The 22,547-nt window shown below is 43.9% G+C and carries 22 protein-coding genes; 9 read left to right on the forward strand and 13 right to left on the reverse strand.

Annotated elements, in window-relative coordinates:
• The coding region (locus H6F52_RS23320; RefSeq protein ID WP_190531622.1) for a transposase at positions 1-170 on the forward strand (170 nt) is incomplete at its 5' end.
• Positions 171-194: 24 nt separating this feature from the next.
• Here H6F52_RS23320 and H6F52_RS23325 read toward each other — a convergent pair.
• The gene (locus H6F52_RS23325) at positions 195-1,193 is read right to left on the reverse strand and encodes a glycosyltransferase (protein WP_190536885.1); all 999 of its coding nucleotides are present in this window, start codon (positions 1,191-1,193) and stop codon (positions 195-197) included.
• Positions 1,194-1,354: 161 nt separating this feature from the next.
• A complete protein-coding gene (locus tag H6F52_RS23330; RefSeq protein ID WP_190536886.1) occupies positions 1,355-1,513 on the reverse strand; it encodes a hypothetical protein in 159 nt (52 codons plus the stop codon).
• Positions 1,514-2,339: 826 nt separating this feature from the next.
• On the opposite strand from H6F52_RS23330, the gene H6F52_RS25395 reads away from it, so the two are divergent.
• Positions 2,340-2,819, forward strand: coding sequence for a hypothetical protein (locus tag H6F52_RS25395; RefSeq protein ID WP_199300692.1), 480 nt, complete (start codon positions 2,340-2,342; stop codon positions 2,817-2,819).
• A 73-nt stretch (positions 2,820-2,892) separates the two neighbouring features.
• Positions 2,893-3,993, forward strand: a complete 1,101-nt coding sequence (locus H6F52_RS23340) for a polysaccharide pyruvyl transferase family protein (RefSeq protein ID WP_190411261.1) — start codon at positions 2,893-2,895, stop codon at positions 3,991-3,993.
• Positions 3,994-4,163: 170 nt separating this feature from the next.
• On the opposite strand, the gene H6F52_RS23345 is transcribed toward H6F52_RS23340, so the two are convergent.
• From H6F52_RS23345 to H6F52_RS23360, 4 genes are all read right to left on the reverse strand, one after another.
• Complete coding sequence (locus tag H6F52_RS23345) at positions 4,164-5,225, reverse strand: hypothetical protein (protein WP_190411262.1); 1,062 nt, start codon at positions 5,223-5,225, stop codon at positions 4,164-4,166.
• Positions 5,226-5,292: 67 nt separating this feature from the next.
• The gene (locus H6F52_RS23350) at positions 5,293-6,384 is read right to left on the reverse strand and encodes a hypothetical protein (protein ID WP_190536887.1); all 1,092 of its coding nucleotides are present in this window, start codon (positions 6,382-6,384) and stop codon (positions 5,293-5,295) included.
• A gap of 64 nt (positions 6,385-6,448) precedes the next feature.
• Entirely contained in the window at positions 6,449-7,528 is a 1,080-nt protein-coding gene (locus tag H6F52_RS23355) for a hypothetical protein (RefSeq protein ID WP_190536888.1), read from the reverse strand.
• 76 nt (positions 7,529-7,604) lie between these two features.
• The gene (locus tag H6F52_RS23360; RefSeq protein WP_190411265.1) at positions 7,605-8,546 is read right to left on the reverse strand and encodes a glycosyltransferase family A protein; all 942 of its coding nucleotides are present in this window, start codon (positions 8,544-8,546) and stop codon (positions 7,605-7,607) included.
• An 86-nt stretch (positions 8,547-8,632) separates the two neighbouring features.
• Between H6F52_RS23360 and H6F52_RS23365 the strand changes: the two genes are divergently transcribed.
• On the forward strand, positions 8,633-9,637 hold the full coding sequence (locus H6F52_RS23365) for an Npun_R2821/Npun_R2822 family protein (protein ID WP_190536889.1): 1,005 nt from the start codon (positions 8,633-8,635) through the stop codon (positions 9,635-9,637).
• A 10-nt stretch (positions 9,638-9,647) separates the two neighbouring features.
• The gene (locus tag H6F52_RS23370; protein WP_190536890.1) at positions 9,648-10,541 is read left to right on the forward strand and encodes an Npun_R2821/Npun_R2822 family protein; all 894 of its coding nucleotides are present in this window, start codon (positions 9,648-9,650) and stop codon (positions 10,539-10,541) included.
• A gap of 192 nt (positions 10,542-10,733) precedes the next feature.
• On the opposite strand, the gene H6F52_RS23375 is transcribed toward H6F52_RS23370, so the two are convergent.
• From H6F52_RS23375 to H6F52_RS23390, 4 genes are all read right to left on the reverse strand, one after another.
• Positions 10,734-11,369 carry a TenA family protein gene (locus tag H6F52_RS23375; protein WP_190536891.1) on the reverse strand — a complete coding sequence of 212 codons (636 nt, stop codon included), beginning with the start codon at positions 11,367-11,369 and terminating at the stop codon, positions 10,734-10,736.
• 49 nt (positions 11,370-11,418) lie between these two features.
• Positions 11,419-12,183, reverse strand: a complete 765-nt coding sequence (locus tag H6F52_RS23380; RefSeq protein ID WP_190527256.1) for a pentapeptide repeat-containing protein — start codon at positions 12,181-12,183, stop codon at positions 11,419-11,421.
• Positions 12,184-12,248: 65 nt separating this feature from the next.
• Positions 12,249-12,443, reverse strand: coding sequence for a hypothetical protein (locus H6F52_RS23385; protein WP_190411270.1), 195 nt, complete (start codon positions 12,441-12,443; stop codon positions 12,249-12,251).
• Positions 12,444-12,652: 209 nt separating this feature from the next.
• Positions 12,653-13,744, reverse strand: coding sequence for an alpha-hydroxy acid oxidase (locus H6F52_RS23390; RefSeq protein WP_190536892.1), 1,092 nt, complete (start codon positions 13,742-13,744; stop codon positions 12,653-12,655).
• A gap of 101 nt (positions 13,745-13,845) precedes the next feature.
• Here H6F52_RS23390 and H6F52_RS23395 point away from each other — a divergent pair, with 101 nt between their 5' ends.
• A complete protein-coding gene (locus H6F52_RS23395) occupies positions 13,846-14,271 on the forward strand; it encodes a lysozyme inhibitor LprI family protein (protein WP_190536893.1) in 426 nt (141 codons plus the stop codon).
• A gap of 455 nt (positions 14,272-14,726) precedes the next feature.
• Here the strand turns inward: H6F52_RS23395 and H6F52_RS23400 are convergent, their stop codons facing one another.
• Positions 14,727-15,584, reverse strand: coding sequence for a hypothetical protein (locus H6F52_RS23400; protein WP_190536894.1), 858 nt, complete (start codon positions 15,582-15,584; stop codon positions 14,727-14,729).
• A gap of 105 nt (positions 15,585-15,689) precedes the next feature.
• Positions 15,690-16,454, reverse strand: coding sequence for a Uma2 family endonuclease (locus H6F52_RS23405; protein ID WP_190536895.1), 765 nt, complete (start codon positions 16,452-16,454; stop codon positions 15,690-15,692).
• A 318-nt stretch (positions 16,455-16,772) separates the two neighbouring features.
• On the opposite strand from H6F52_RS23405, the gene hemC reads away from it, so the two are divergent.
• The 3 genes from hemC (at position 16,773) to H6F52_RS23420 (ending at position 21,191) form a co-directional block, all read left to right on the forward strand.
• Positions 16,773-17,744 (forward strand): hydroxymethylbilane synthase, encoded by a 972-nt coding sequence (gene hemC / locus H6F52_RS23410; protein ID WP_190411275.1) that lies wholly within the window; start codon positions 16,773-16,775, stop codon positions 17,742-17,744.
• Positions 17,745-17,828: 84 nt separating this feature from the next.
• On the forward strand, positions 17,829-19,253 hold the full coding sequence (gene glgA / locus H6F52_RS23415; RefSeq protein WP_190536896.1) for a glycogen synthase GlgA: 1,425 nt from the start codon (positions 17,829-17,831) through the stop codon (positions 19,251-19,253).
• A gap of 561 nt (positions 19,254-19,814) precedes the next feature.
• Positions 19,815-21,191, forward strand: a complete 1,377-nt coding sequence (locus H6F52_RS23420; protein ID WP_190536897.1) for a right-handed parallel beta-helix repeat-containing protein — start codon at positions 19,815-19,817, stop codon at positions 21,189-21,191.
• Between the two features lie 258 nt (positions 21,192-21,449).
• On the opposite strand, the gene H6F52_RS23425 is transcribed toward H6F52_RS23420, so the two are convergent.
• A complete protein-coding gene (locus H6F52_RS23425) occupies positions 21,450-22,526 on the reverse strand; it encodes a M23 family metallopeptidase (RefSeq protein ID WP_242034043.1) in 1,077 nt (358 codons plus the stop codon).
• Positions 22,527-22,547 lie beyond the last annotated feature (21 nt).

The following is a 22,547-nucleotide window of genomic DNA, read 5'->3' on the forward strand; positions in this document are numbered from 1 at the left end:
TTTGGCTCCCCCCTTATTCACCCGAACTCAACTTAATTGAAATCTTATGGAAGTTTATGAAATATGAATGGATAGAGATAGAGGCTTATCGGGACTGGAAAAGTTTAGTAAAGGATGTCAAAAATGTGCTAAAAAAAGTCGGAACCGAATATGTAATTAATTTTGCTTAAGCACTTAAATAAGTTTTTAAGTTTTTAGTTTTTTTTACTTCCTGATGCAAATAGTTGTATGCGATGTTGCACGCTGTTTATTTTGATAGATAAGGAACGGCGCTGCAAAAATGTTTGTCGGCTCCAAGTTGATGCCGTACACCAGCGTTCATAGGCTGGAACGGCTACATCTGTGAGGAAGTTGCGCCATTGTATAACTAGCCTCACCGGTTGTGTTTTCTCAGCACGGACTCGACCGTTTTCCATCATGGCACGCCGCAACTCTTTGTCATCACGAAGGCGCTGGAGAGCAGCGATCGCATCCTCAAGGGAAGGTACTTCCAAATAGTCTAGTTCGCTTTGGCGCTCTGCTCGGAATGCAAAATCTGTCCCTAGAATTGCCGGTACACCAGCACACCAGGCGTTAATCAACTTCGTGGCAGGTTTCCAGGTGTAATCTTGGCGATCAAAGCTACGCACAGCTACGACTACATCGACATCACTGTAGTCGTTCCAGCGCTCAGACTTCACTATCTGCCAACTCAAACCTAAAGCCTTCAGATGCTCCTGCCAGGATGGCTTCTTTAGTTCAGATGCTAAGTTATACGTAATACCAAAGTAGGCAGCATTCTCAAATCGATCTCCTCGTGCAGGATCGCGAGGAATTAACCCTGGTTGCGACCAAAGTGGAATGTAGGAACTATCTTTGAAGGTCGATTCTTCTTGAGGGTTTTGCACAACATGAAGCTGTGCATAGGGATGTCGCTCGTAGTCTGCCTTCAGACAAACCATCAGCAATTTTGCTTGTGGCTGTAAAGCAAAGGGGAAAGATCGCCGATGTGCTAATACGATTCCCTCAGTAGGCATGGTTCCTGTTAGTTCACACGGAAAGCCATCTGCTTTGAGGCGAAGGTAAGTTTGTAGCGTCCAACAGTATATACCTTGTCCAAAACCTTGCCAGTAAGTATCGGCACTCTTTGGCATATCCTCAACCCAGTCCGATTGGGGAAGGTAAAAATATATTGGCGGTAATTCATCAGTCATAATTGTATGAAGAGGAGCAGGCGTTGCTAGAGAATCTAGGCATATAAAATCTGCAATCAAAAAGCTGCTTTTCTTTCCTTGCCTAGAGGTTTATTAAATTGACAGTAAATAGAGCTACTTTGCACCACTAAGTGTTACTGAGTGTTGTCGTTATTATCAATTTAACGGAAATTCCATGCTTCTCTTACTCGCAATACCGATAATTTTACGGGACGGAACACCTGCGATCGCGCAATTCGGATGCGATGCCTTAAATCTTTCGTTTCCACCGCTAGGTAACGGCGCTTCAGAGATGTTTGCTGAGTCAAAGTTGATGCCATACATCAGCGCTCGTAAGCTGGAACTGCCATATCTGTTAGAAAGCTGCGCTACCGTGCAACGAGGCTCGTCCGTGTTGCCTTTCCTTAGGGCGGGCTCGACTATGGTAGCATGACTATCTTTGAAAGGCGCAATGGGATCGCATCTTCAAGTTAAGCCAAGCCGCTCCAGAGAGCAACTCTTGCCAACGATTACTTTTCAAGTTACTAGTTGATAGCTTGGTAAAGACTACAGAAGAATTCAGCGAACTAGCTTAGTAAGGCTAGGAGCTAGCAATTCCTTTACATATAAACTTTAGAAATTTTATATTGTAGTGCCAAGATAAAGTAGCCGCCTCAAAAAGTGAGACTAGTATAAAGATTTTATAAACTTATTACTTTTTTAATGACATCCATCTATCAAAGTGTTATAAACTTCACTATGCCGATTGTTAAGTAAATATTTTCATGAATTTTTCAGTAATGGAAAATATTAAATCTATTACAGACAGCAACTTGTCTTTTTATCGCTCTTTACATTATTTCGAGAAATATGCTGAGTTTCATACTTTAGAAGAGTTCTACGAATATTGTAATTGGGCTAAATCCAATCATGTTAAAATATATATATTAGGTAATGGATCTAATACTTTGTTTGCGAAAAAGAAGATTAAATCATTAATACTAAAGAATCAGATGAATAAACATTTGCAACCTCTTTCCGGATAACAGGCTTGAAGTGTGTTCCTCTGTTTTCTTAATAGATGTACTCAAATATTGTTATGAAAACTCCTTTGACTCTTTTTATTACCTCGCATCAGTCCCAGCAACAATCGGAGGTGCCTTAGCTATGAATGCTGGTCGTGGTAGACAACACCAGTGTACTATATACGACTTTGTCGAAAGTGTCACTTTTTTTGATTTTGAAAGTAATACCATAAAAACGCTTGGAAGAGAGAACATTGTTAAAGGTTATCGAGAGACTGTATTTACAGGTATTCATTCTTGCCTTATATTAAGCGCTATCTTTAAATTCAACCAAGTAACCATCGAACAAAATCCTATAGCAGAAAGATGTAAATGGTCAAAAAAGTTTCAAGATAATTCAGCACCTAATTGTGGCTCCGTGTTTAAATTAGCCGATCATCGCATATTAAACCGATTAAAAGGATTTAAAATTGGAAAAACATCCTTTTCTTCTAAAACTTATAACTGGATCCTTAATAAGTCTGTAGACAGTAAATCAATACTAATTCTTATTAAGATTGCCAAGTTTTTGCATCTAATAAATGGTAAAAAAGCTGAACTTGAATTAATTACTGTAGATTAAATAAACCTCCCAAATTTAATCAATCCAACTAAATTCGACGGTTTGTTCCAAAATTACAGATTAGGATAAAAAAATGAGAGTAGGAATTCTCACTTTTCACCATACAACTAACTACGGTGCAACTCTTCAAGCCTATGCATTGTGGACAATTATTAAAGAACAAGGTTTTGACGTTGAATTTATTGATTATCGTCCTCACAAAGCTGTCAGGCACTATTTAAAAGAAATTCAGCCTATTCAGCAAAAAAGTAATAAGTTTATAGTAAATCGCCAAGCTTTATCTAATTTGATCAAGGCTTGGAAGATGAGAAGATTTTTACTTTCTAAAGTACGTCTAAGCCGAAAAAAATCTTATGTAAGAACTGGTTTAAAAGAATTATACGGTAATTACGATATAGTCGTGTGCGGTAGCGATCAAATTTGGTGTATTGATACTTACTTTCGCGGCTTTGATCCTTCCTACTTTTTAGATTTTCTAAGTGAGGAAATGACTTGCCAAAAAGTTAGTTATGCTGCTAGTTTTGGTAAAACAGAGACTCTAGGAAAACATAAAGAAATAATCTGTAAACTAATCAGCCAGTTTAATGCTGTTGCGGTTCGAGACTCCAATAGTTTACGTTTAGTTCAACAAGAATGTGGCAGAGAAGCAGTAAAAGTCCTCGATCCGACTTTTTTGGTTGAGTACAGCAAAATTACCTCAGTTCCTAAGTTAACAGAGGAATATCTTTTAATTTACAATCAAACACCTTTGAATCAGGAGCAACAAAACTTTGTTAGAGCAGTAGCTAAAGTTAAAAATTTAGTTATTATTTCTATTGGGGAATACGATCAAGTTGCTGATAAAAATTTCATAAATATTAGTCCACAGGAATGGTTAGGATATTTTAGTAAAGCTTCTTATGTTGTTACCAATACTTATCATGGAACGATATTTTCACTGATATTTAAGAAGTCTTTTACTGTATTTGCTAATAAAAAGAAAGCTAATAAAACTAACGATTTGCTGCAACTTTTTGGATTAGAAAATCGTGTTGTTTTAGATACATGTTCGGTTAGTTCTATAACGGAAGAGTATTTAAAAATTAATTATGCCTTGGTTGACGAAAAGTTAGAAAAAGAGGTTTTCAGGTCTAAGACGTATTTATTCAATGCTCTTGATAGCAAACAAGAATAGTGAAGTTGGAATTTTGCAGCCAATACTCTATCAAGCAGAGCTTTAGAATTATTTTCATGCTCTGTGCCAGTAGCGATAATAAGGTGCAAGATTTCAATCAATATAGTTTGCATCACTTTATTTGCTATAAGGTGTCAAAAACAAATTTTGTATTCTTTACATTTGAAATTTTAGGTGTTTTTGACTTGAGCTATAACTGATTTTACAGGCGCTGTTATCTTTCCTCGTACGCGACGAATTTGGCTTCGCATACCCTGCGTTTTAATATTTAGATCGCGGCGTATCAAGAACGTATGTCTAGTCAAATTGGATGCCATACACCAGCGCTTATAGTCTGGAACAGCTACATTTGTTAAGAAGCTGCGCCATTGAGCAACGAGCTTTGCAGGGTGAGTTTCTTCCGAACGAATTCGACAATTGTCAACCATTGCACGACGTAATTGTGGCTCGTTACACAAACGTTGGAGTGCTGCAAGTGCTTCCCCAAGAGAATTTACTTCTATGTAATCAAGTTCACTTTTTCGCTCAAGTTGGAAGGCAGACTCACGCCCCAATATTGCCGGTACGCCTGCATGCCATGCATTAATTAGTTTTGAAGCTGGTTTCCAAGAATAGTCTTTTTGACCGTTAAAGTCGCGCACAGCGAGAACTGCGTCAATTTCACTGTAATCATTCCAGCGATCGCGGCTTACTATCTGCCAGGACAGTCCTAAAGCATTCAGATGTTCCTGCCATGACGAATCTAACAGTTCAGAGGCCAGTTCTCTCTCACGACCAACAAAAGCAATATTCTCAAATCGATCTCCTCTAGTAACACTGCGAGGAATCAACCCTGGCTGTGGCCAAAACCGTATGTATTCGCTCTTCCAGAAGGGCCATAAAAGCATCTCTTCGCGAGGATTTTGCACGGTATGCAGCTGTGCATAGGGGTGTCGTGCTTTATCCCCTAGAATGCAAACGAGTAGCCATTTTGCTCCAGGTTGCAGATCATCTGGCAGGGAGTCTCGATGTGCAATGACAATCCCTTCGCTAGGTATGGTTCCTACAAGTTCGCATGGAAACCCATCCGCTTTAAGGTGAAGATACGTTTGCAGCGTCCAATTGTATATACCACGACCGCCATTTATAGAACATTGCCACTGCCAGTAAGTGTTAATGCTCTCTGGTAGCTCACCAGCAGGCCAATCATGTTGGGGAATATAAAAATAAATTTTTGGCAACCTATCAGTCATACGGGTGGGGATAATAAGAGATTATGGGAAGCATGGCTCTCGTAGCAGCATTAATTGTGCAAAAGTTTTAAACTCTTCTGGCTTTGGAAATAGCTGAGCGGATTCCGCTGCGAAGCCCTGCCGAATTTCGCATTTGTTGTAAGCTCTTTCGCATTTCCGTTGTTTGAACGGCTAGTTCGCGGCGGGTTAAAAATATTTTTCTAGTCAAATTTGAGGATGTACACCAGCGTTGATAAGCTGGGATTGCTACATCTGTTAAGAAGGTGCGCCAACACTCTACAAGTTTCTCAGGTTGTAGTTCGTCTGCACGTAGCCGACCATTTTCAACCATTGCCTGACGTAATTTTTTGTCATCGCGAAGTCGCTTGAGAGCTTGGATTACTTCATCCAGCGAAGTCACTTCTATATAATCGAGTTCGTTTCTGCGCTCGGCTTGGTAGGCTGACTCGCAACCAAGAATCGCAGGTACACCAGCATACCAAGAGTTATAAAGTTTTGAAGCAGGTTTCCAGTGAAAGTCATTTTGGCGACCGAAGCTACGTACTGCCAGAATGGCATCAACCCCACTGTAGTCGTTCCAGCCTACAGGGGTACCGACTAGCTGAAAACGCAAACCTAAGGCATTAAGTTGCTGGTGCCACGACGGCTGCTTTAGTTCCGCTACTACATTTTCTTCTCGACCCAAATAAGCAATATTTTCAAAGCGATCGCCCCGTGCTGGATCTCGCGGGATCAACCCTGGTTGAGGCCAATGGGGAATATAATATTTTTTTCCGGGAAGCAAATATCTATCTCCGAGCAGCCTATAGGGTTTGAGCATCTCTTCGAGATTTTGTACAACATGTAGCTGTGCGTAGCGGTGTTTTGATTTATCTCCACAAACAACAATTAGTAATAGTTTTGGCCCTGGTTGCAAATTGTTAGGTACAGTAGTTGTCCACGCCACAACAATACCCTCAATAGGCATCTCTCCTACCAATTCGCAGGGGAAGCCATCAGCTTTAAGGCGAAGATAGGTTTGTAAAATCCAGTTATACGAGCCGGTGGATTTACATCTGCTATAAGCTTCTCGGTAAGCCTCAGGACTCTCCAAGATATTAGTAGTAGGCCAGTCTGACTGCGGAAGATAAAAATAAATTGGTGGTAAACTGTCAATCATAATGGTATAAAAATGTGACTAAATTAGTAGAGGAGTAGAGGTACCAATCAACTAGACTACTGAATTACTGACCAATTAACGGTCTTCTAAAGCTACTTTTAACCTTATGTACTAAGTTGCTTAGGCGAATGCGAATTCCCTTTGTTTGTGTGGCTAAGTCACGGCGTGTTAAAAATACTTTCCTGGTCGAATTTGAAGCCGTACACCAGCGGTCGTAAGCTGGAATTGCTATGTCTGATAAAAAGGTGCGCCACTGTCTGACGAGCTGATCGGGTTGTAGTTCCTCCGCACGGAGCTTACTATTTTCAACCATTGCACGACGCAACTCTTTGTCATCGCGAAGACGTTTCAGTGCCAAAATCACTTCATCAACAGAACCCGCTTCTAGATAGTCGAGTTCGCTTTTGCGCTCCAATCGGTACCCAGACTCGCATCGTCCTAGAATTGCAGGTACGCCAGCAATCCAGGCATTGTAAAGCTTTGAAGCTGGTTTCCAGTAGTAATCATTTTTACGATTAAAGCTGCGTACAGCCACGATTGCATCAATCTCACTGTAGTCGTTCCATTGAATCGGGTTTCTGACTACCTGAAACCGCAAACCTAAGGCATTCATCTGCTCCTGCCATGACGGTTGCCTCAGTTCAACTACCAAATTTTCTTTACGACCCAGATAGGCAACATTCTCAAAGCGATCGCCTCGTGCTGGATCTCGCGGGATCAACCCTGGTTGAGGCCAATGCGGAATGTAATACTTTTCTCCGGGAAACAGATATTTATCCCCAACATGTACGTGTGGATAAAGCATTTCCTGGCGATTTTGGACAACATGAAGCTGTGCGTAACGGTGTTTCCCTTTATCTCCACAAACAACCACTAATATTAGTTTTGGCCCCGGTCGCAGATCGTTTGGTACAGTACTTGTCCACGCAACAACAATACCCTCAGCAGGTAATTTCCCGGCAATTTCGCAGGGAAAACCATCAGCTTTCAGCCGAAGATAGGTTTGTAATATCCAGTTGTACGTGCCAGTGCATTTACCACTTTTATAAACTTCTTGATAAGTTTCAGGATTCACCGGAATGTTGCTATCAGGCCAGTCCGATTCGGGAAGATAAAAATAAATCGTTGGAAGCTGTTCAGCCATGAGGGATGGAGATAAGCATGGATAACTACGGTAAATCTTGAAAATCAAGCAATACAAGAAATCTTCAAACGCTCTGTCAAAGCCAATGTTTCAACTGAAGGTCATAATGACCGGCTTGTTCCGGAGGATACCACCCTGTTTCAACCTTCTCGATTATTTTAGGTAAAGCTTCGATAAATTCTGAACCCCGGTCTTTTGGATGAACCGTCCAGGCTTTCGGAGAATCGAGAACCCCTCGGACATACTGCGTCGCCTCCAGTTGGTTCGATACCATCACTTCCCAAGAATCCAAAGCCCCTTTACCAGCGATATTGTTCAATATCGTTTGTAACCTCACTGGCAACCGATTGGCAATCTTTTGCCGATAAGGACGCCACAGCACTGGTAATGGAAGTAACTTGTCGAAACGCTTCTTGTCAATTAAGTAAATGCGACTGCTGAAAAACTTAAATGTGTAGAAACCATGCGGGTTCCGCTCATAGGGCACCCGTTGATACATATTACCATCCTCTGTCGGTGGCCCAGTCAGCGGTCTGATTGCCATCACTTCCGGGTGTTGTTGCATCAACTTCATCCCCTCTTCTACCCAGCTATAATCGGGTTGCTGATGGAGCAGCATATCGCTGTCATAGTGAAGCATATAGTCACCTTGGGCTTCTTCAATGTGAAAAATCGTGCCCAAAATGGGGTAGCCCTTATAGTTATGTGTATACCGGATGCGGCTACCAAAATGTTTGCGATATACTCGGTCGTGATATGCTCCGGAGTAGTCTATATCGACTACCTTGTCTACCACACCATCGCGCAGCAAGCGATCGCAGCGCTCCCGTAACTGTTCTAGAGTACCGATGCCTGGACGCCCGACTTTGTCCCCCGTTAGCGGTGCCGTATCTACAGCCAACACCCGTTCGCTAAACTTGAATTTACTCATCTTCACTAGATGAGGAATGGTGTGCATCATGAACGGCAGATCGGTTCGCGCTACCAAAATCCACAGTGAACAGCTAGCAATTGACATTAATTCTGCCTTTGTGTTTTAGACATCAGGAAGCTCCTAAAAAGATTTTAATGTATTATTCAAATTAACCTGCTGAGGATTTTTATATGACAGACGGCATCTATACACTAGCGAATGATGTAGTCTACGACCAACTCGTTGCTCTATTAAATAGCATAGAAGCCAATGTCGGTAAAGAAATCCCAGTCTGCGTTATTGCCTATGATAATCGAGTAGATCGAGTTCGCGCGGAAATCGCTAATCGGGAAAATGTAACCTTGCTGGATGATGTTAACTTGTTTGCTCGTTGGGAAGATTTTTCTAAACGGGTATGGGCAGCTCATCCAACTGCTTTAAAGACTTGGCAAGAACAAGGAATCCCCGGTGTTAATCGTATAGGCATGAATCGGCGATACTGCGCCTTTGATGCGGATAGCCCTTTTGAAAGGTTTATCTACTTAGATGCCGATATCGTAGTCATGGATTCGTTAAAGATTATCTTTGATAAATTAAATGAGAATGATTTTGTAGTTTATGATTTTCAGTATAAATCCCCCAATCATATCTTTAATCTCCAGTCACCAAAATTATTAGAAGTTGTTGATAAAAACCGGCTTAGCACAGAGATATTTTGTGCCGGAATGTACGCCGGGAAGCGAGGGTTATTCCCCCAGGAACAAAGAGATTGGTTTGTATCCAAGCTAGAGGAAGGCGAGGCAGAAATTTTATTTATGCCAGCGCCTAACCAATCAGTTCTTAACTATATGACGATGAGAGGCGAGATTTCAGTTTATAACTTGGCGCTGCATTTACCTGACGACCAAAAGACTGGAAACGCGGTTACTTCTCCCCATTTTGAAGCTAGGGATAACATTCTGTACGATCGGGGAAAACGACTAACCTATTTACACTATATTGGGCTGTCATCAAAATTGTTTTCTCGGATTAGTGAGGGAGAAAATATTGATTTTCCCTATCGGGATATTTTCTTGTATTATCGCTATCTTCACGAACCAGAGAAGCGCCCCAAGTTTACAACCAAACCGACACCTTACAATCAGGCTCCAAGTTTAGCCAAAAGAGTTTTAAAGAAAATTGGATTCACCAGTTGAGGATATTTGAATGAGTCGTGGTATTTATATTCTTGCCAACGATCGCGTAATTGATAATGCGATCGCGCTATTGAATAGCATTCGTGCTTATGATGCTGATAGTCCGATTGTGATGATTCCCTATAACAATCAGTATCAAGCGATCGCTGATATTATTACTAATTCTTATGGGGTAAAAATATACGAAGATTTACAGTTATTAGAAAAGATAGATGATTTAGTCAAGCAGACCTGTGGTGACAACCTTTTAGATAGACCCAACTTGCTTCGCAAGTTAGCCTGTTGGTTTGGCCCTTTCGATGAATTTCTATATATTGATACTGATATTGTTGTATTTGAAAAAATCATAGAAAATCTTAATTATCTTGAAAACAATGATTTTATCTGCTGTGATTATCAATACACAGGGGGCATCAAACAAGTTTTTACACCCAAAATTACAGAAATCTTCACTGAAGACGAATTGAAAGATGTTTTCAATAGTGGTTTTTGGGGTTCCAAGAAAAATCTAATTACTCAACAAGATTTGCAAGATACTTTTGAATTCTGTGCATCTCATCCTGAATATTTTTATGTCTTGAATTCCGACCAAACGATTCTTAATTATCTCGTATTAAAGCGAATGTCTCGACGATTTAATATTGTTCGAGAAAACGGGAAGGGGCCTGGAAATTGGGCAGGAAGCCCGCATTTTAAGCAGGAAGGCTATAAATTAGTCGATCCAAAAGTTAATCAACCTCTGAAGTTTGTACACTGGGCGGGCGTCCGTTTAGAGCCAGGTGGTTCGTATTGGGATATTTGGGAACACTATCGTTATCTGAATGAACCTAAACCAGCTCAAGTAGCATTCACTCAGAAGAAAAAAAGCTTGTGGCAGCAAATCAAAGATAAAATCAAGGGATAAAAATAGAATTCTGCAATAATATTTAGAAACATCTTCTTAACCCGCACTGCTTTTCAACTCGGAACCTCGCCCCCAACCCCTCGACCTTCACGGAGAGGGGAGAGAATATTAAAGCCTTCTGGGTGAGCGGGAAGACACAGAGATAGGGTGAAACTGTACTGCATCCAATCGAGAATTGCTATTAATTAAAATCTAGATTTTTAAATCAATAGCCTCCCAGGCAGCTTGAAAAAAGTCTCGTTCGCACAACATCGCATAGCGGTAAGTTGATTTCAAAGATGCTGTGGTAGAGGCATAACGATCGGCCAGAGTTTCTAATTTCTGAGCTAGTTGCTCAAATTCCTCACTGCTATAAGTGCGAATCCAGTTAGTGTATTGATGGTCTTTTATTCCACTCTGAGCTATCTGCTGACCTAAGAAAGTATACAGACGCATACAGGGTGCCATTGCCACAGCAATTAGACCAACCTCCGAACTCCAAGCTGTTGCTAATAAAAAGTCCGTGTAGCGGCGTGTAGCGGCTCCCGGTTCTACTGCTTGCAGGTTGACTCCCCACTCATCTGCATAGCCTTGATGAAGGGAAAGTTCATCTAAAACGCCCCCAGCTAGGGAATGAAACGTATTAAATCCTTCCGCGTCGGGAGCTTTAGCCGCAGCAATGCTATAGGCACGGGCAAAAGCTTCTAAGAAAAAGGCGTCTTGCCCCACATAGTAAGCAAATCGCTGCTGGTGTAGCGTGCCGTCGGCAATGCCTTGGACAAAAGGATGCTTGAGGCAGGCTTGTGCTAAATCTTGATTTTCCTGCCACAAATCGCTGGATATCGTCATAAACTGACTCGTAAATACTGGGCAGGGATTTGAACCCACCCTAGCAGAATTAAAAAAGCAATCGGAGGAGTAAGCTCCCAATACCTCCTAGGAAATTCGCCAAATTTCCGCCGCTGCTACCCGCTTCCTGCAAAGGTGTTGTCAGCTCTTTAATGAAAACTTGGCTAGTCTGATAGCCTTGAATATTTCCCTGGATGGTAAAGAGTTCGGAAGCTTTCTGAGAATCCAGAACGGCTCCGGAGCGATCGCCCATTTGATAACGCGCTACTCCTCTCGCTAGATATGCGGGGGCAAAGTTGGGCTTAAGAGCCAGCGATTGGTTGAAATGATCGATTGCCCCTTGTTGGTCTCCTTTTTGACCCTCTGCTACACCCCATGCGTAGAAATCTTCAGGCGTGGCTGCATAGCTAGGGATGCCAATAGCCGCCTGCAAGTTAGCACCATTGATGTTAGCACCCGCCAAATTTGCATTAACAAGAAAAGTTTCTCTTAGGTCAGCGCCTGCCAGGTTCGCACCTGTCAAGTTTGCACCGCTCAGATTGACCCCAAATAGAGAAGTCCCGCTCAGATTTGCACCTCTGAGGTCGGCTCCACTCAAGTTGGCACGACTGAGATTAGCACGGCTCAAATCAGCGCCAGTGAGATTAGCTCCTGATAAGTCAGCTAAAGCTAGACCCGCACCACTGAGGTCGCACTGCGAACATTGTTTAGTAGCTAATAACTGTCTAGTATGTTCGACGTTTTCAGCTTTTGCAGGAGCAGCAAGGGAAAGTGTCGTCAGCAGTGCTGCTGTTGCGGCGATTTGGGGTTTCATATCGAGTTGTGCAGCGGTAGCTCTCTATTTTCCCCAGCATAAACCATTCGGGAAAACATCAAGCTTTATCGTACAGAATTAGAACCGCTGCCATTCTCTGGAGTGTGAGTATTTGGGCGAGGTAAGAGGCTGATAATTTGCGATGCGGTTTCTTGCAAGTTGAGTTCTGATGCCATTTGAGGGGCAGTTGACCAGCTATGTCCCAAAAATACATTGAGAGAGAATGTTAGAGTCGCGGCTACCATTAGTTTTTCCAGCATCTCAAACTCCCCCCCACAGCAGATAAATTAGCGCATAAGATTCTGATACTACTAATATGAATAGTTTTTATCTAACATTAGGTGATTGACATGCCGGAGAAAATGTGATCGTATTTCCAGGACTGGGTGATCCTAGTCACATACAGCGAATTTACCGTCTTAAAGGCGCGATCGCAGCTTCTCATCGGCAAGCGCAACACCAAGCATTCCTACAACCGCAGCACCAAACTGGAGTCAATATCTTGTAACTTGGCGCAGCCACTCAAAGCGATCGCTAAATCAAGTTCATCCCGCAAAAGTTCCAGTACGTGCCCGACACCCGCCTCTCCCCCTACCGCTAATCCCCACAACACGGGGCGTCCCAATAATACTGCTTTCGCCCCTAATGCCAGGGCTTTGAGGACATCAGTGCCGCGACGGATACCGCCATCCACCAGAACTTCTGCGGTGTCCCCCACAGCCGCAACCACCTCACTCAGAGCATCAATCGTAGCGATCGCTCCATCCAATTGTCTGCCCCCGTGATTAGAAACAATCACCGCTTTGGCTCCATGTTCCACCGCCCGAAGCGCATTATCTCCCCGCAAAATCCCTTTTACCACCAAGGGCAAAGGCGACAGAGATTGCACCCATTCCAAATCCTTCCAAGTTAGCGCTGGGTTTAGCTGCTCTAAAAAATAGGCAAATAAACCCGATTCGCCGGGTTTATAGGAAATCTCTAAATCTGTCAACGTCGCTAAATTAGCCAGTTCCATCCCCGATGGCAAAACAAACTGATTTCGCGTATCTCGCTCTCGCTTACCCAGCAGAGGCGCATCAACTGTCAGACACAGCGCTTGGAAACCGGCAGCATAGGCGCGTTCTACCAAAGCACGGGTAAGGGCGCGATCGCGATGCACATACAACTGAAACCACTGCGGTGTCTGATTCCCGACGCTGGCAACTTCTTCTATACTTTTGGTTGCTAAGGTACTCAATACCATCGCGGTCCCCATTTTTGCCGCAGCTTTGGCAGTAGCAATTTCACCGTCTGGATGCGCCAAACACTGAAACGCCATCGGCGCGATGAGAATGGGCAGTTGTAGAGATTGACCGAGGATCGTGGTACTTAAATCTCGCTGGCTGACATCTACCAGCATCCGAGGACGGAGTTTGTAGCGTTCAAAGGCTGCTCGATTATCCCGCAGCGTGATTTCGTCCCAAGCACCGCTAGCGTAGTAATCCAGCGCCATCTGAGAGAGGTGCTGGTTGGCTAGCCTTTCGTACTCAAATAGATTAATAGGTCTAACAGGAGTCGTCATTTGCCAATGCTAGCCGATGCTCATCAAGAGCGATCGCATTTCACTTTGTTGCTATGACCTTTTTGCTATGTTATTGGCTACACAGAATTCAAGATTTGACCATGAATAAGTTATTACCCGCAATTGTAGGTGTGGCAGCTTTGCTCAGTTTAGGTACTGCGGCGGTGACAAATGCAAATGCAACACCAGATGTATCGGGAATCCGCCTAGCTCAACGACCTAACTGCAACAATCCTCAGACTCAAGGAGAAATGAATGCCTGCGCTGGAATAGATTACCAAAATGCAGATAAAAAGTTGAACCAAGTATACAAACAACTCCTACCAAGATTGCAAAGCTCGCGGCGACAGAAATTAATTTCAGCGCAGCAAGCTTGGATAAAGTTTAGAGATGCTAGTTGTACTTATGAAAGAACTGAATTTGCAGGCGGAACAATGGAACCGATGATTTACAGTAGTTGCCTTGCAGAAGTAACAAAACAGCGGACAGCACAATTAGAGCAATATCTAAGCAACGCCGATAAGTAAAGCGAGAATGCGATCGCACTACTGAAATGAAATCCGCGAGGAATGCGATCGCTCCATCCCAACTCTACTTCTGCAACTAGATATATTCTGCTTTATATCAAAGAAATAACCCTAACTCCTAGAGCCAGGGTTGAGGACTACTGGATTTTCCACTACCAAGGCGAATTGCAAATTGCATCCCCATTTGCAGAGTACGGATCAACACGACATTGCAATTCGCGGATAGTCATCCTCAAACTAGAGTTTTCTGCTTCCAGGTAATTTACTTGAGCTTGAAGCTCTTCAATCTGATTCTTGTAGCAATCTAGCTCAGTCACTACATCAAGCTCTTGTTGTGGAAGCAGCAGGATATAAATCATGGAAAAGTCTACCTCAGTAAGGTTTAGAGCGGACTTTTCCAAAATAGGTTTTCTTTCCCTGCGGCAGATGAAACTTGATCCTGATGTGAAGTTTTGTTAATCTTCAGGGTAGACTCCACCCTTTTCAGAAGCGTAAACCACTTTCCCTCTTTTCCATGCGAAACCAGGAAGTTTACGGCTGATAGTGGCGGCTAATTTAAAGGTTTCCTGTAGTAATTTGTAATATTGAATTAATTTAGTCCTCAGTAATGGATCTGACAGCACTGCAAATTGGCACACAATAAGTGTCATTCCCATCCAAGAAAATTCAAGTTTGTCCCAGCCAAAATTGCTTTTTAAATTTTCAACTTCTATTGGAGTTTGTTGAGTATAAAGTTCCTCTGGCTTTTCCTGTTCAAAAATTCTGATTAATTGCTTAATTCCTTTTGCCCATTTTTTAATAGTTACATCGTAGTAGGGTCTTAAGCACCAGGAGAAGCTACCATTCACTTCTTCCTCTAAAGAATTAACGAATAAATCATATGAGGATTTAAAAGGATAGTCTTTGATAAAAATAGTTTTAAAAAACTTATTCCATAATTGGCTAATTGGTGTAGGAAACTTATTAGCATAACAGGAAATATATTGCAGGGCTGAATGCGCCTTTTTGAGATACGGTTCTGCCAGTATTCCAAGTTCCCACTGTGCTTTATAACGATCCACTGTTAGCCAAATCAGCTCGTACTTATGTTTGGAAATTTCTTTTTTATCCAGAGCTATAGCAATGGGATCGCCTTCTTTTACAATAAATTTTGCTTCCCAGCATTCAGCAATTAGGAGTTGGGTATTTCTAGATTCATGCCATTCTCTAATTTGGTCTTTTGTCATCAGATCGGGCTGTAGCAGATAATCGCTGGGCAAACTAGCGATAAGTTGGGCGATTTGCGCCAATATTTCATTCTCTTTTAAGCTCATAGTCAAACTCCAGGCTATTTAGGAAAGCTGATCTACTCACATATAAAGTTTTAGGGCCAGTTGTTGCGATCGCTTACATAAAGTGTCTCTAGTGGCTAGATTCCACTACGGTTGAATTCCAAACTCTCGAAGCCGTTGAGCTAAATATTCAGCCCGTTGTTCGGCTTGTTGCGCTTGTTGCAGCCCTCCTTCAGCCTCCGTAGGAATTAAGTTTCCTTGAGCATCCGACCAACGCAACCAGAGGCGATCGATCCCTCGATACATTCCTTGCCAAAGCCCCAAACCCAATTCCAGCAATGGTATCCAAATTCTGGCTTCGGTCAATTCTATTTCTTGGTAACGACCAGAAATAAGAGTAAAGCCTTGGAATCGATCGATAGAGCGATCAAAAACTACATAGTAAGGCACCCGCAAAATCTGTTCGTAGACTTCCCACTTAGTCAGTGGTTGGATTGGAGGTTGGTTAGCTTCCCTTGTTCCCAAATCTTCTTTTTCTGTGCTGGGAGACAGTAATTCCACCACTACAAACGGACTAACCCCTTCTTGCCAAATTACATAGCTCAGGCGTAAGTCTTTCTGGTCATAAAGCCTCGACACCCCTACGACTCCAAACCAATCAGGTCGTTTGTACCAATTTTGGTGATGGACATCATAGTAAAGATTTAAGTTACTGGCACTAAATATCTGTTCTGGTGGATAGTTGGGGGGGCAAAAGCAAAAGCTTAGCAGTTGGGATTGCAAATCGTGAAATTCGTCAGGCAAACCGGGTTCCTCTGGATTTTCACTGGGTAAATCGTACATCGTGGGCAGAGTTTCCCTTGCAGAAAGAGGCGGATTGCTTTGCTCAACGTGGTACTTCAGCCGAAACATCGGGAGCATTTCTAACAATCGTTCAGGAGAGTCTAATGTTTCTACTGTATCGGCTCAGCTGACAAGCCTATAAAAATCACGCTTGCAGTAGTCTAGAACAGGCGACTTTATTTGCTGTGTTCAGTCGCTCGCTCTATCCATGATGCTGTCCCTGCCAAACATCCATCAACGATGACTGGCTCGCTTCCAGCATCCGGGAGAATTCATATTACTTAACTTATCTTGAGAGTGTTGGCATCAAACTCCAGACCTATTACAGCCACGGCTGCGGTAGTCTAGAACAGGTGACTTTATTTGCTGTGTTCAGGCGATCGCTTTATGTCTCCTACAGTTTCTAGTCCGGCTCGTACTATCCGCATCGGTTCTCGCAAAAGCCAACTCGCACTCGTCCAGACTTACTGGGTGCAAGAACAACTCCAGAAACACTTTCCCGAATGTACCTTTGAAGTCCACACGATGGCGACTCAAGGGGACAAAATTCTAGATGTTGCCTTAGCCAAGATTGGCGATAAGGGACTCTTTACGAAAGAACTCGAACTGGGAATGCTCAACCAAGAAACAGACTTTGCCGTGCATTCCCTGAAGGATTTGCCCACCAACTTGCCAGAAGGATTGGTTTTAGGATGCGTTAGCGAACGAGAAAATCCGGCAGACGCCCTTGTCGTGCATGAAAAGCACAAAGATAAGCAACTGGAAACCCTGCCAGAAGGGGCTGTAATTGGAACGTCCTCCCTGCGGCGACTGGCACAGCTGCGCCACCACTATCCTCACCTATCCTTTAAAGATATTCGGGGCAACCTAAACACCCGACTCGCAAAACTAGATACAGGTGAATACGACGGAATTATTTTGGCAGTAGCAGGATTGCACCGCCTGGGAATGAGCGATCGCATTCATCAAGTGATTGCCCCTGAAGTATCCCTCCATGCTGTCGGACAAGGTGCTTTAGGCATCGAGTGCCGTGCTGGTGACACCGAAATTTTGGAATTACTCAAGGTACTAGAGCATCAACCCACTGCTCAACGCTGCTACGCCGAAAGAGCCTTTTTACGGAACCTAGAAGGTGGCTGCCAGGTGCCAATCGGGGTGAATACTCAGATTGACGGCGATACACTCACCTTAACGGGCATGGTTGCCAGTTTAGATGGCAAGCGGATGATTAAAGATACCGTTAGCGGTGCTGCCAGCGATGCCGAACAAATCGGAATTCAGCTTGCCCATCGGTTACGGGAACAGGGAGCTTCGGCAATTTTAGAAGAGATTTTTACCGAAGTCGGACGCGGTCATTAATCCAAAATCAAAATCCAAAATCGGGTAGGCGATCCCCTGACTCGGTATGATGTAACCAAAATATTTCAGGAAACGCCAGCAATAATGCGAATTCTGTTTGTTGCAGCTGAAGCAGCGCCCATCGCCAAAGTGGGTGGGATGGGTGATGTCGTTGGTGCCTTACCAAAAATTCTGCGAAAAATGGGGCATGATGTACGAATCTTCATGCCCTACTACGGTATGCTGCCCGACAAAATGGAGATACCCAAAGACCCTGTTTGGTCGGGTTCTGCCATGTTCCAGTCGTTCGCAGTCTATGAAACCGTTCTGCCTGGAACCGATGTGCCACTGTACCTATTTGGTCATCCGGCTTTCATGCCACGTCGCATCTATTCTGGGGACGATGAAGACTGGCGGTTCACGCTGTTTGCTAACGGTGCAGCAGAGTTTTGCTGGAATTACTGGAAGCCGCAAATTATCCATTGCCACGACTGGCACACTGGGATGATTCCGGTGTGGATGAACCAAGATCCCGATATTACCACCGTCTTCACGATTCATAATCTGGCTTATCAAGGGCCTTGGCGTTGGTATTTAGAGAAAATTACTTGGTGTCCTTGGTATATGCAAGGACACAACACAATGGCAGCAGCGGTGCAGTTTGCAAACAAGGTGAACACCGTTTCCCCCACCTACGCCCAACAAATTCAAACCCCCGCCTATGGCGAAACGTTGGAAGGTTTGCTGTCTTTCATTAGCGGAAAGTTATCCGGTATTGTTAACGGCATCGATACGGAGGTTTACGACCCCGCCACTGACAAATACATTACTCAGACCTTCACAATTGATACTCTTGAGAAACGTCAAGCCAACAAAATTGCACTGCAAGAAGAAGTCGGCTTAGAAGTTAACAAAAATGCCTTTGTGATTGGCATGGTAACGCGACTGGTGGAGCAGAAGGGCATCGATCTTGTGATTCAAATGCTCGATCGCTTTATGGCGTATACCGATGCTCAGTTTGTTCTCCTGGGTACAGGCGATCGCTATTACGAAACCCAGATGTGGCAAATGGCTTCCCGCTACCCAGGTCGCATGGCAAACTACTTACTCTATAACGATGCTCTCGCCAGACGCATCTATGCGGGTAGCGATGCTTTCCTCATGCCTAGCCGCTTTGAGCCTTGCGGCATTAGCCAAATGCTGGCGATGCGTTACGGCTGCGTGCCGATTGTCCGTCGCACAGGTGGCTTAGTCGATACCGTTTCTTTCCACGACCCAGTGAACCACGCTGGTACGGGGTACTCCTTCGACCGTTATGAACCCCTAGACCTTTACACCTGTATGGTTCGGGCATGGGAAGCTTTCCGCTTCAAACCGCAATGGCAGGAGTTGCAGAAGCGGGGTATGCAGATGGACTTCAGTTGGGACACATCCGCGAAGGAGTATGTCAAACTGTACAACTCCATTTACGGCATCACTGAGGAAGAACCCGCCCAGCCTGAGATGCAGTCAGAGTTAGTAAATACTTAGTCATAAAACGCACTTCGGTTAAAAGCCCCCTGCAAGCAGGGGGCTTTTTGTTAGCTAGGGTGCGTTAGCGATCGCCAACCCTGTCAAACTTGGTGGCAAAGTTTCAAAACCTTGTGAGTGCATAGGATGCGCTCATTGTCAGCGTAAGGTACTCGCCCTAAAATCCAGGCATAAGTTAAGGTTATTGGCAATAATCCTTGAATTACGGACAATAAAAACGCTACAAGCACCATAATCCTTGGGGTTAGACCTTGTTCTAGCTAGCTTGCGATCGCTTATATATATTTTTTATATAAAGTACAGTTTACGTACTACTGATAGCTTCTTTGTAACTTTTTTGCAAACGCAAGTAGCAACCACAATACGAGCCTACAAATAAAGCAAGTTTTTACTGCATTTCAGCGTTTTCTCCGAAATGTGTCAGTAATATCGCGGATCTCAATCGGTATTAACGACGGCTAGGATTTAGCAGACCAGTTTTATGAAGTTTTGATGAAGCTTCCTAAAACTGCACAGCAGGGTCATCTCTAGCGTTCTTGTCGTTTACCAACGAAGTAAAAAATGTCTAAAGTAAACTCTTCTGGATTGAGCCTGCTGTTGATTTTTAGTGCCTCGACGATTAGCGTCGGACTGGTAACAAAACCAGCACTCGCTATTACCACCTACTACGTTGCGACGAATGGTAGTGATAGTAATTCTGGAAGCCAGAACAGCCCATTTGCCACCATCAGCCACGCAGCTTACAAGGCAAAGGCTGGCGACACAGTATACGTCCGGGGAGGCACCTACAGCTTTACGAAAGAACAATACATTGGCAGCATCGGCACCGCCAGCAGTCCGATTAGCTACCAATCCTATCCAGGCGAGAAAGCAATTTTAGATGGCACTAAAACGCCAAGCAACACCAACATCGTGAATCTATCTGGCGCATACAACATCTTCAAGGGCTTTGAAGTAAAGAACTCCAAATTTACAGGCATTGTGTCCTGGGGCGGCAACAACCTCCAGATCCTCAACAACACCGTTTACAACTCCTACAAGAACGGTATCTTTGTTGGTTACGACAAAGATATGACCACAGCCTCAAACATCCGAATCGACGGCAACACCGTTTATATGAATTGCCTTGCGAATAAAAGCCGTACCCTTGCTGATGGTTGGGATCAGGGGATCGCTAGTGGCAGAGCAAGCAATGTCACCATCAGCAACAACCACGTGTATCAGAACTACGGTGAGGGGATCGACTTTATTTTGACCAAGGGCGGTGTAGCTTCTGGTAATAAGGTGTATGACAACTACAGCGTGAATCTATACCTGGACAATGCTACTGACATCACGGTAGAGCGCAACCACATTTACACCACCAACAACACAAACTTTTACCGAGACGGTAAACCAGCGAGTGGGATTCAGGCATCCAATGAATACTACGATTTTTCCAACCCAGTGAATAACATTAAAATCCGCAACAATATCGTCATTGGGGGACTTACAGGCTTTGCCTATTTTTCAAATTACGGCAGAGGCGGAGGGTTGAAGAACTTTGTTATCGCCAACAATACCTTTTACAAAGCGACGCGAGCCATGCTCCTGATCCATAGCGATCCAGGTCATACAAACAATCTGATTGCCAACAACATTTTCTCCCAAACTGGCAGTGTCGCGATGACAGAAATTCCAGCCAAAACGGGATTGGCATTTCAGAATAACTCTTGGTATGGTGGCAGTGCTGGTATTGCTGTGGGTACCGGCGATATCACTGCCAACCCGTTGCTGGTAAATCCGGGAACTACAGTGGCAACGGACTACAAGCTTCAGCCTGGTTCCCTAGCCATTGAAAGAGGTACTACGCTTACTCAAGTCACGAATGATTATGCAGGATCGAGCCGTCCGCTAGGGCTAAAGCATGACATTGGGGCTTACGAATATTTCAAGTAGAAGAGTAATGATTTTTTAACGCAAAGGGCAATCTGGGAAAGGGCAAAGTTACGCAGAGGAACTACAAGTTTTTGCGATTACTAAGTCTTTTCCCTAGCCTTCTGTGCATAAAAAAATCCTACTGACGAATTAAGACCAATCTTTCTGGATGATGCTCTACATTAAATATCCCCTACCCTCAAAAAAAGGGTGAGCTGTATGTAGTGCGTCAAAACAGAAATGGGATGAGTCAAACTAGCTGCAAGCACAGATTCCCGATTATCTATTAACAGTTACTTGCTGAAGATAGGGTTGTGGATCTTGTGCAACCCAGCCTAAATTCGAGTTGTAGCGCAACTCAAAATGCAGATGGGGTTTATCTATGTCAGGGAGTCCTGTGGTACCAACTGTTCCCAGGACATCCCCCTGGCTAACTTGTTTACCACGACTAACATCAATGGTTGCAAGGTGAGCATAACGGGTTTGGCGTCCTCCCGGATGATTAATAACGACTAAATTGCCAGAATCTCCGCGATCGCCAATAAAGGCTACAGTTCCCTTATCCACTGCTAGCACGGGTGTCCCGACTTCTGCCAACAGATCGATACCGCTGTGAAAAACAACTTGATTGCTTCGAGGATTTAGCTGCCAACCATAACCCAGTGCGATCGCTGTCGTTGCGGGTAAGGGATAATGGGCTAGTTTTCGGTTGTTACGTCCAGCCAGACTTACAGGCGACCAATTTACCCCAGGGATGAATACAACTCTAGGATTTTTCTGGCAACCGTTCGCCTCATAGAGTACATCGGCACGAATTCGGTAGGTTTTGGCTACATCTTGCCAAGTTTTCCTAGCCGGAACTTCGACGCGAATGCCATTGTAAGGCGGAATCAAAATTTCTGCCCCTACGGGTGCTTTGCCTTGTCGCAAAGACGGATTGATGCCGATCAAAGTAGTAGGAATGAGATTGTATTGGCTGGCAATACTTTCTAAAGTTTCACCAGCGGCAACTTTGTGGCGAATCAAGCGTTCTAAAACTGGCGGTGGGCACATTTGCTTGTCACCCTTCCCCTCAGTTGCAGGAGGCGATGAAAGGGTAGGTACAGCGAGATTGTCTTCAGCTACAGAGGATTTTGAAAATACCGCCGAAAAAAGGCAAAAAGAAACCGGAAGGAGGAAGAAAAAACTGAATTTTTGCTTTTTTCCTAACATTTCTAAGATGCAATCGCAATATCCGTTCGCTTTTTTGATGCCATCTTTGAGATTCCCCCAACCCCCGCGCTGACGCGCCGCTGCGCTTAAACAAAAGCGGCTAAAAGAGGAGCGATCGCTGTATTTTAGGGAAGCTGTATTCATTCGCCTCTCTACATCTTTCGC

Source organism: Coleofasciculus sp. FACHB-542 (assembly GCF_014695825.1).
GTDB lineage: Bacteria > Cyanobacteriota > Cyanobacteriia > Cyanobacteriales > FACHB-T130 > FACHB-T130.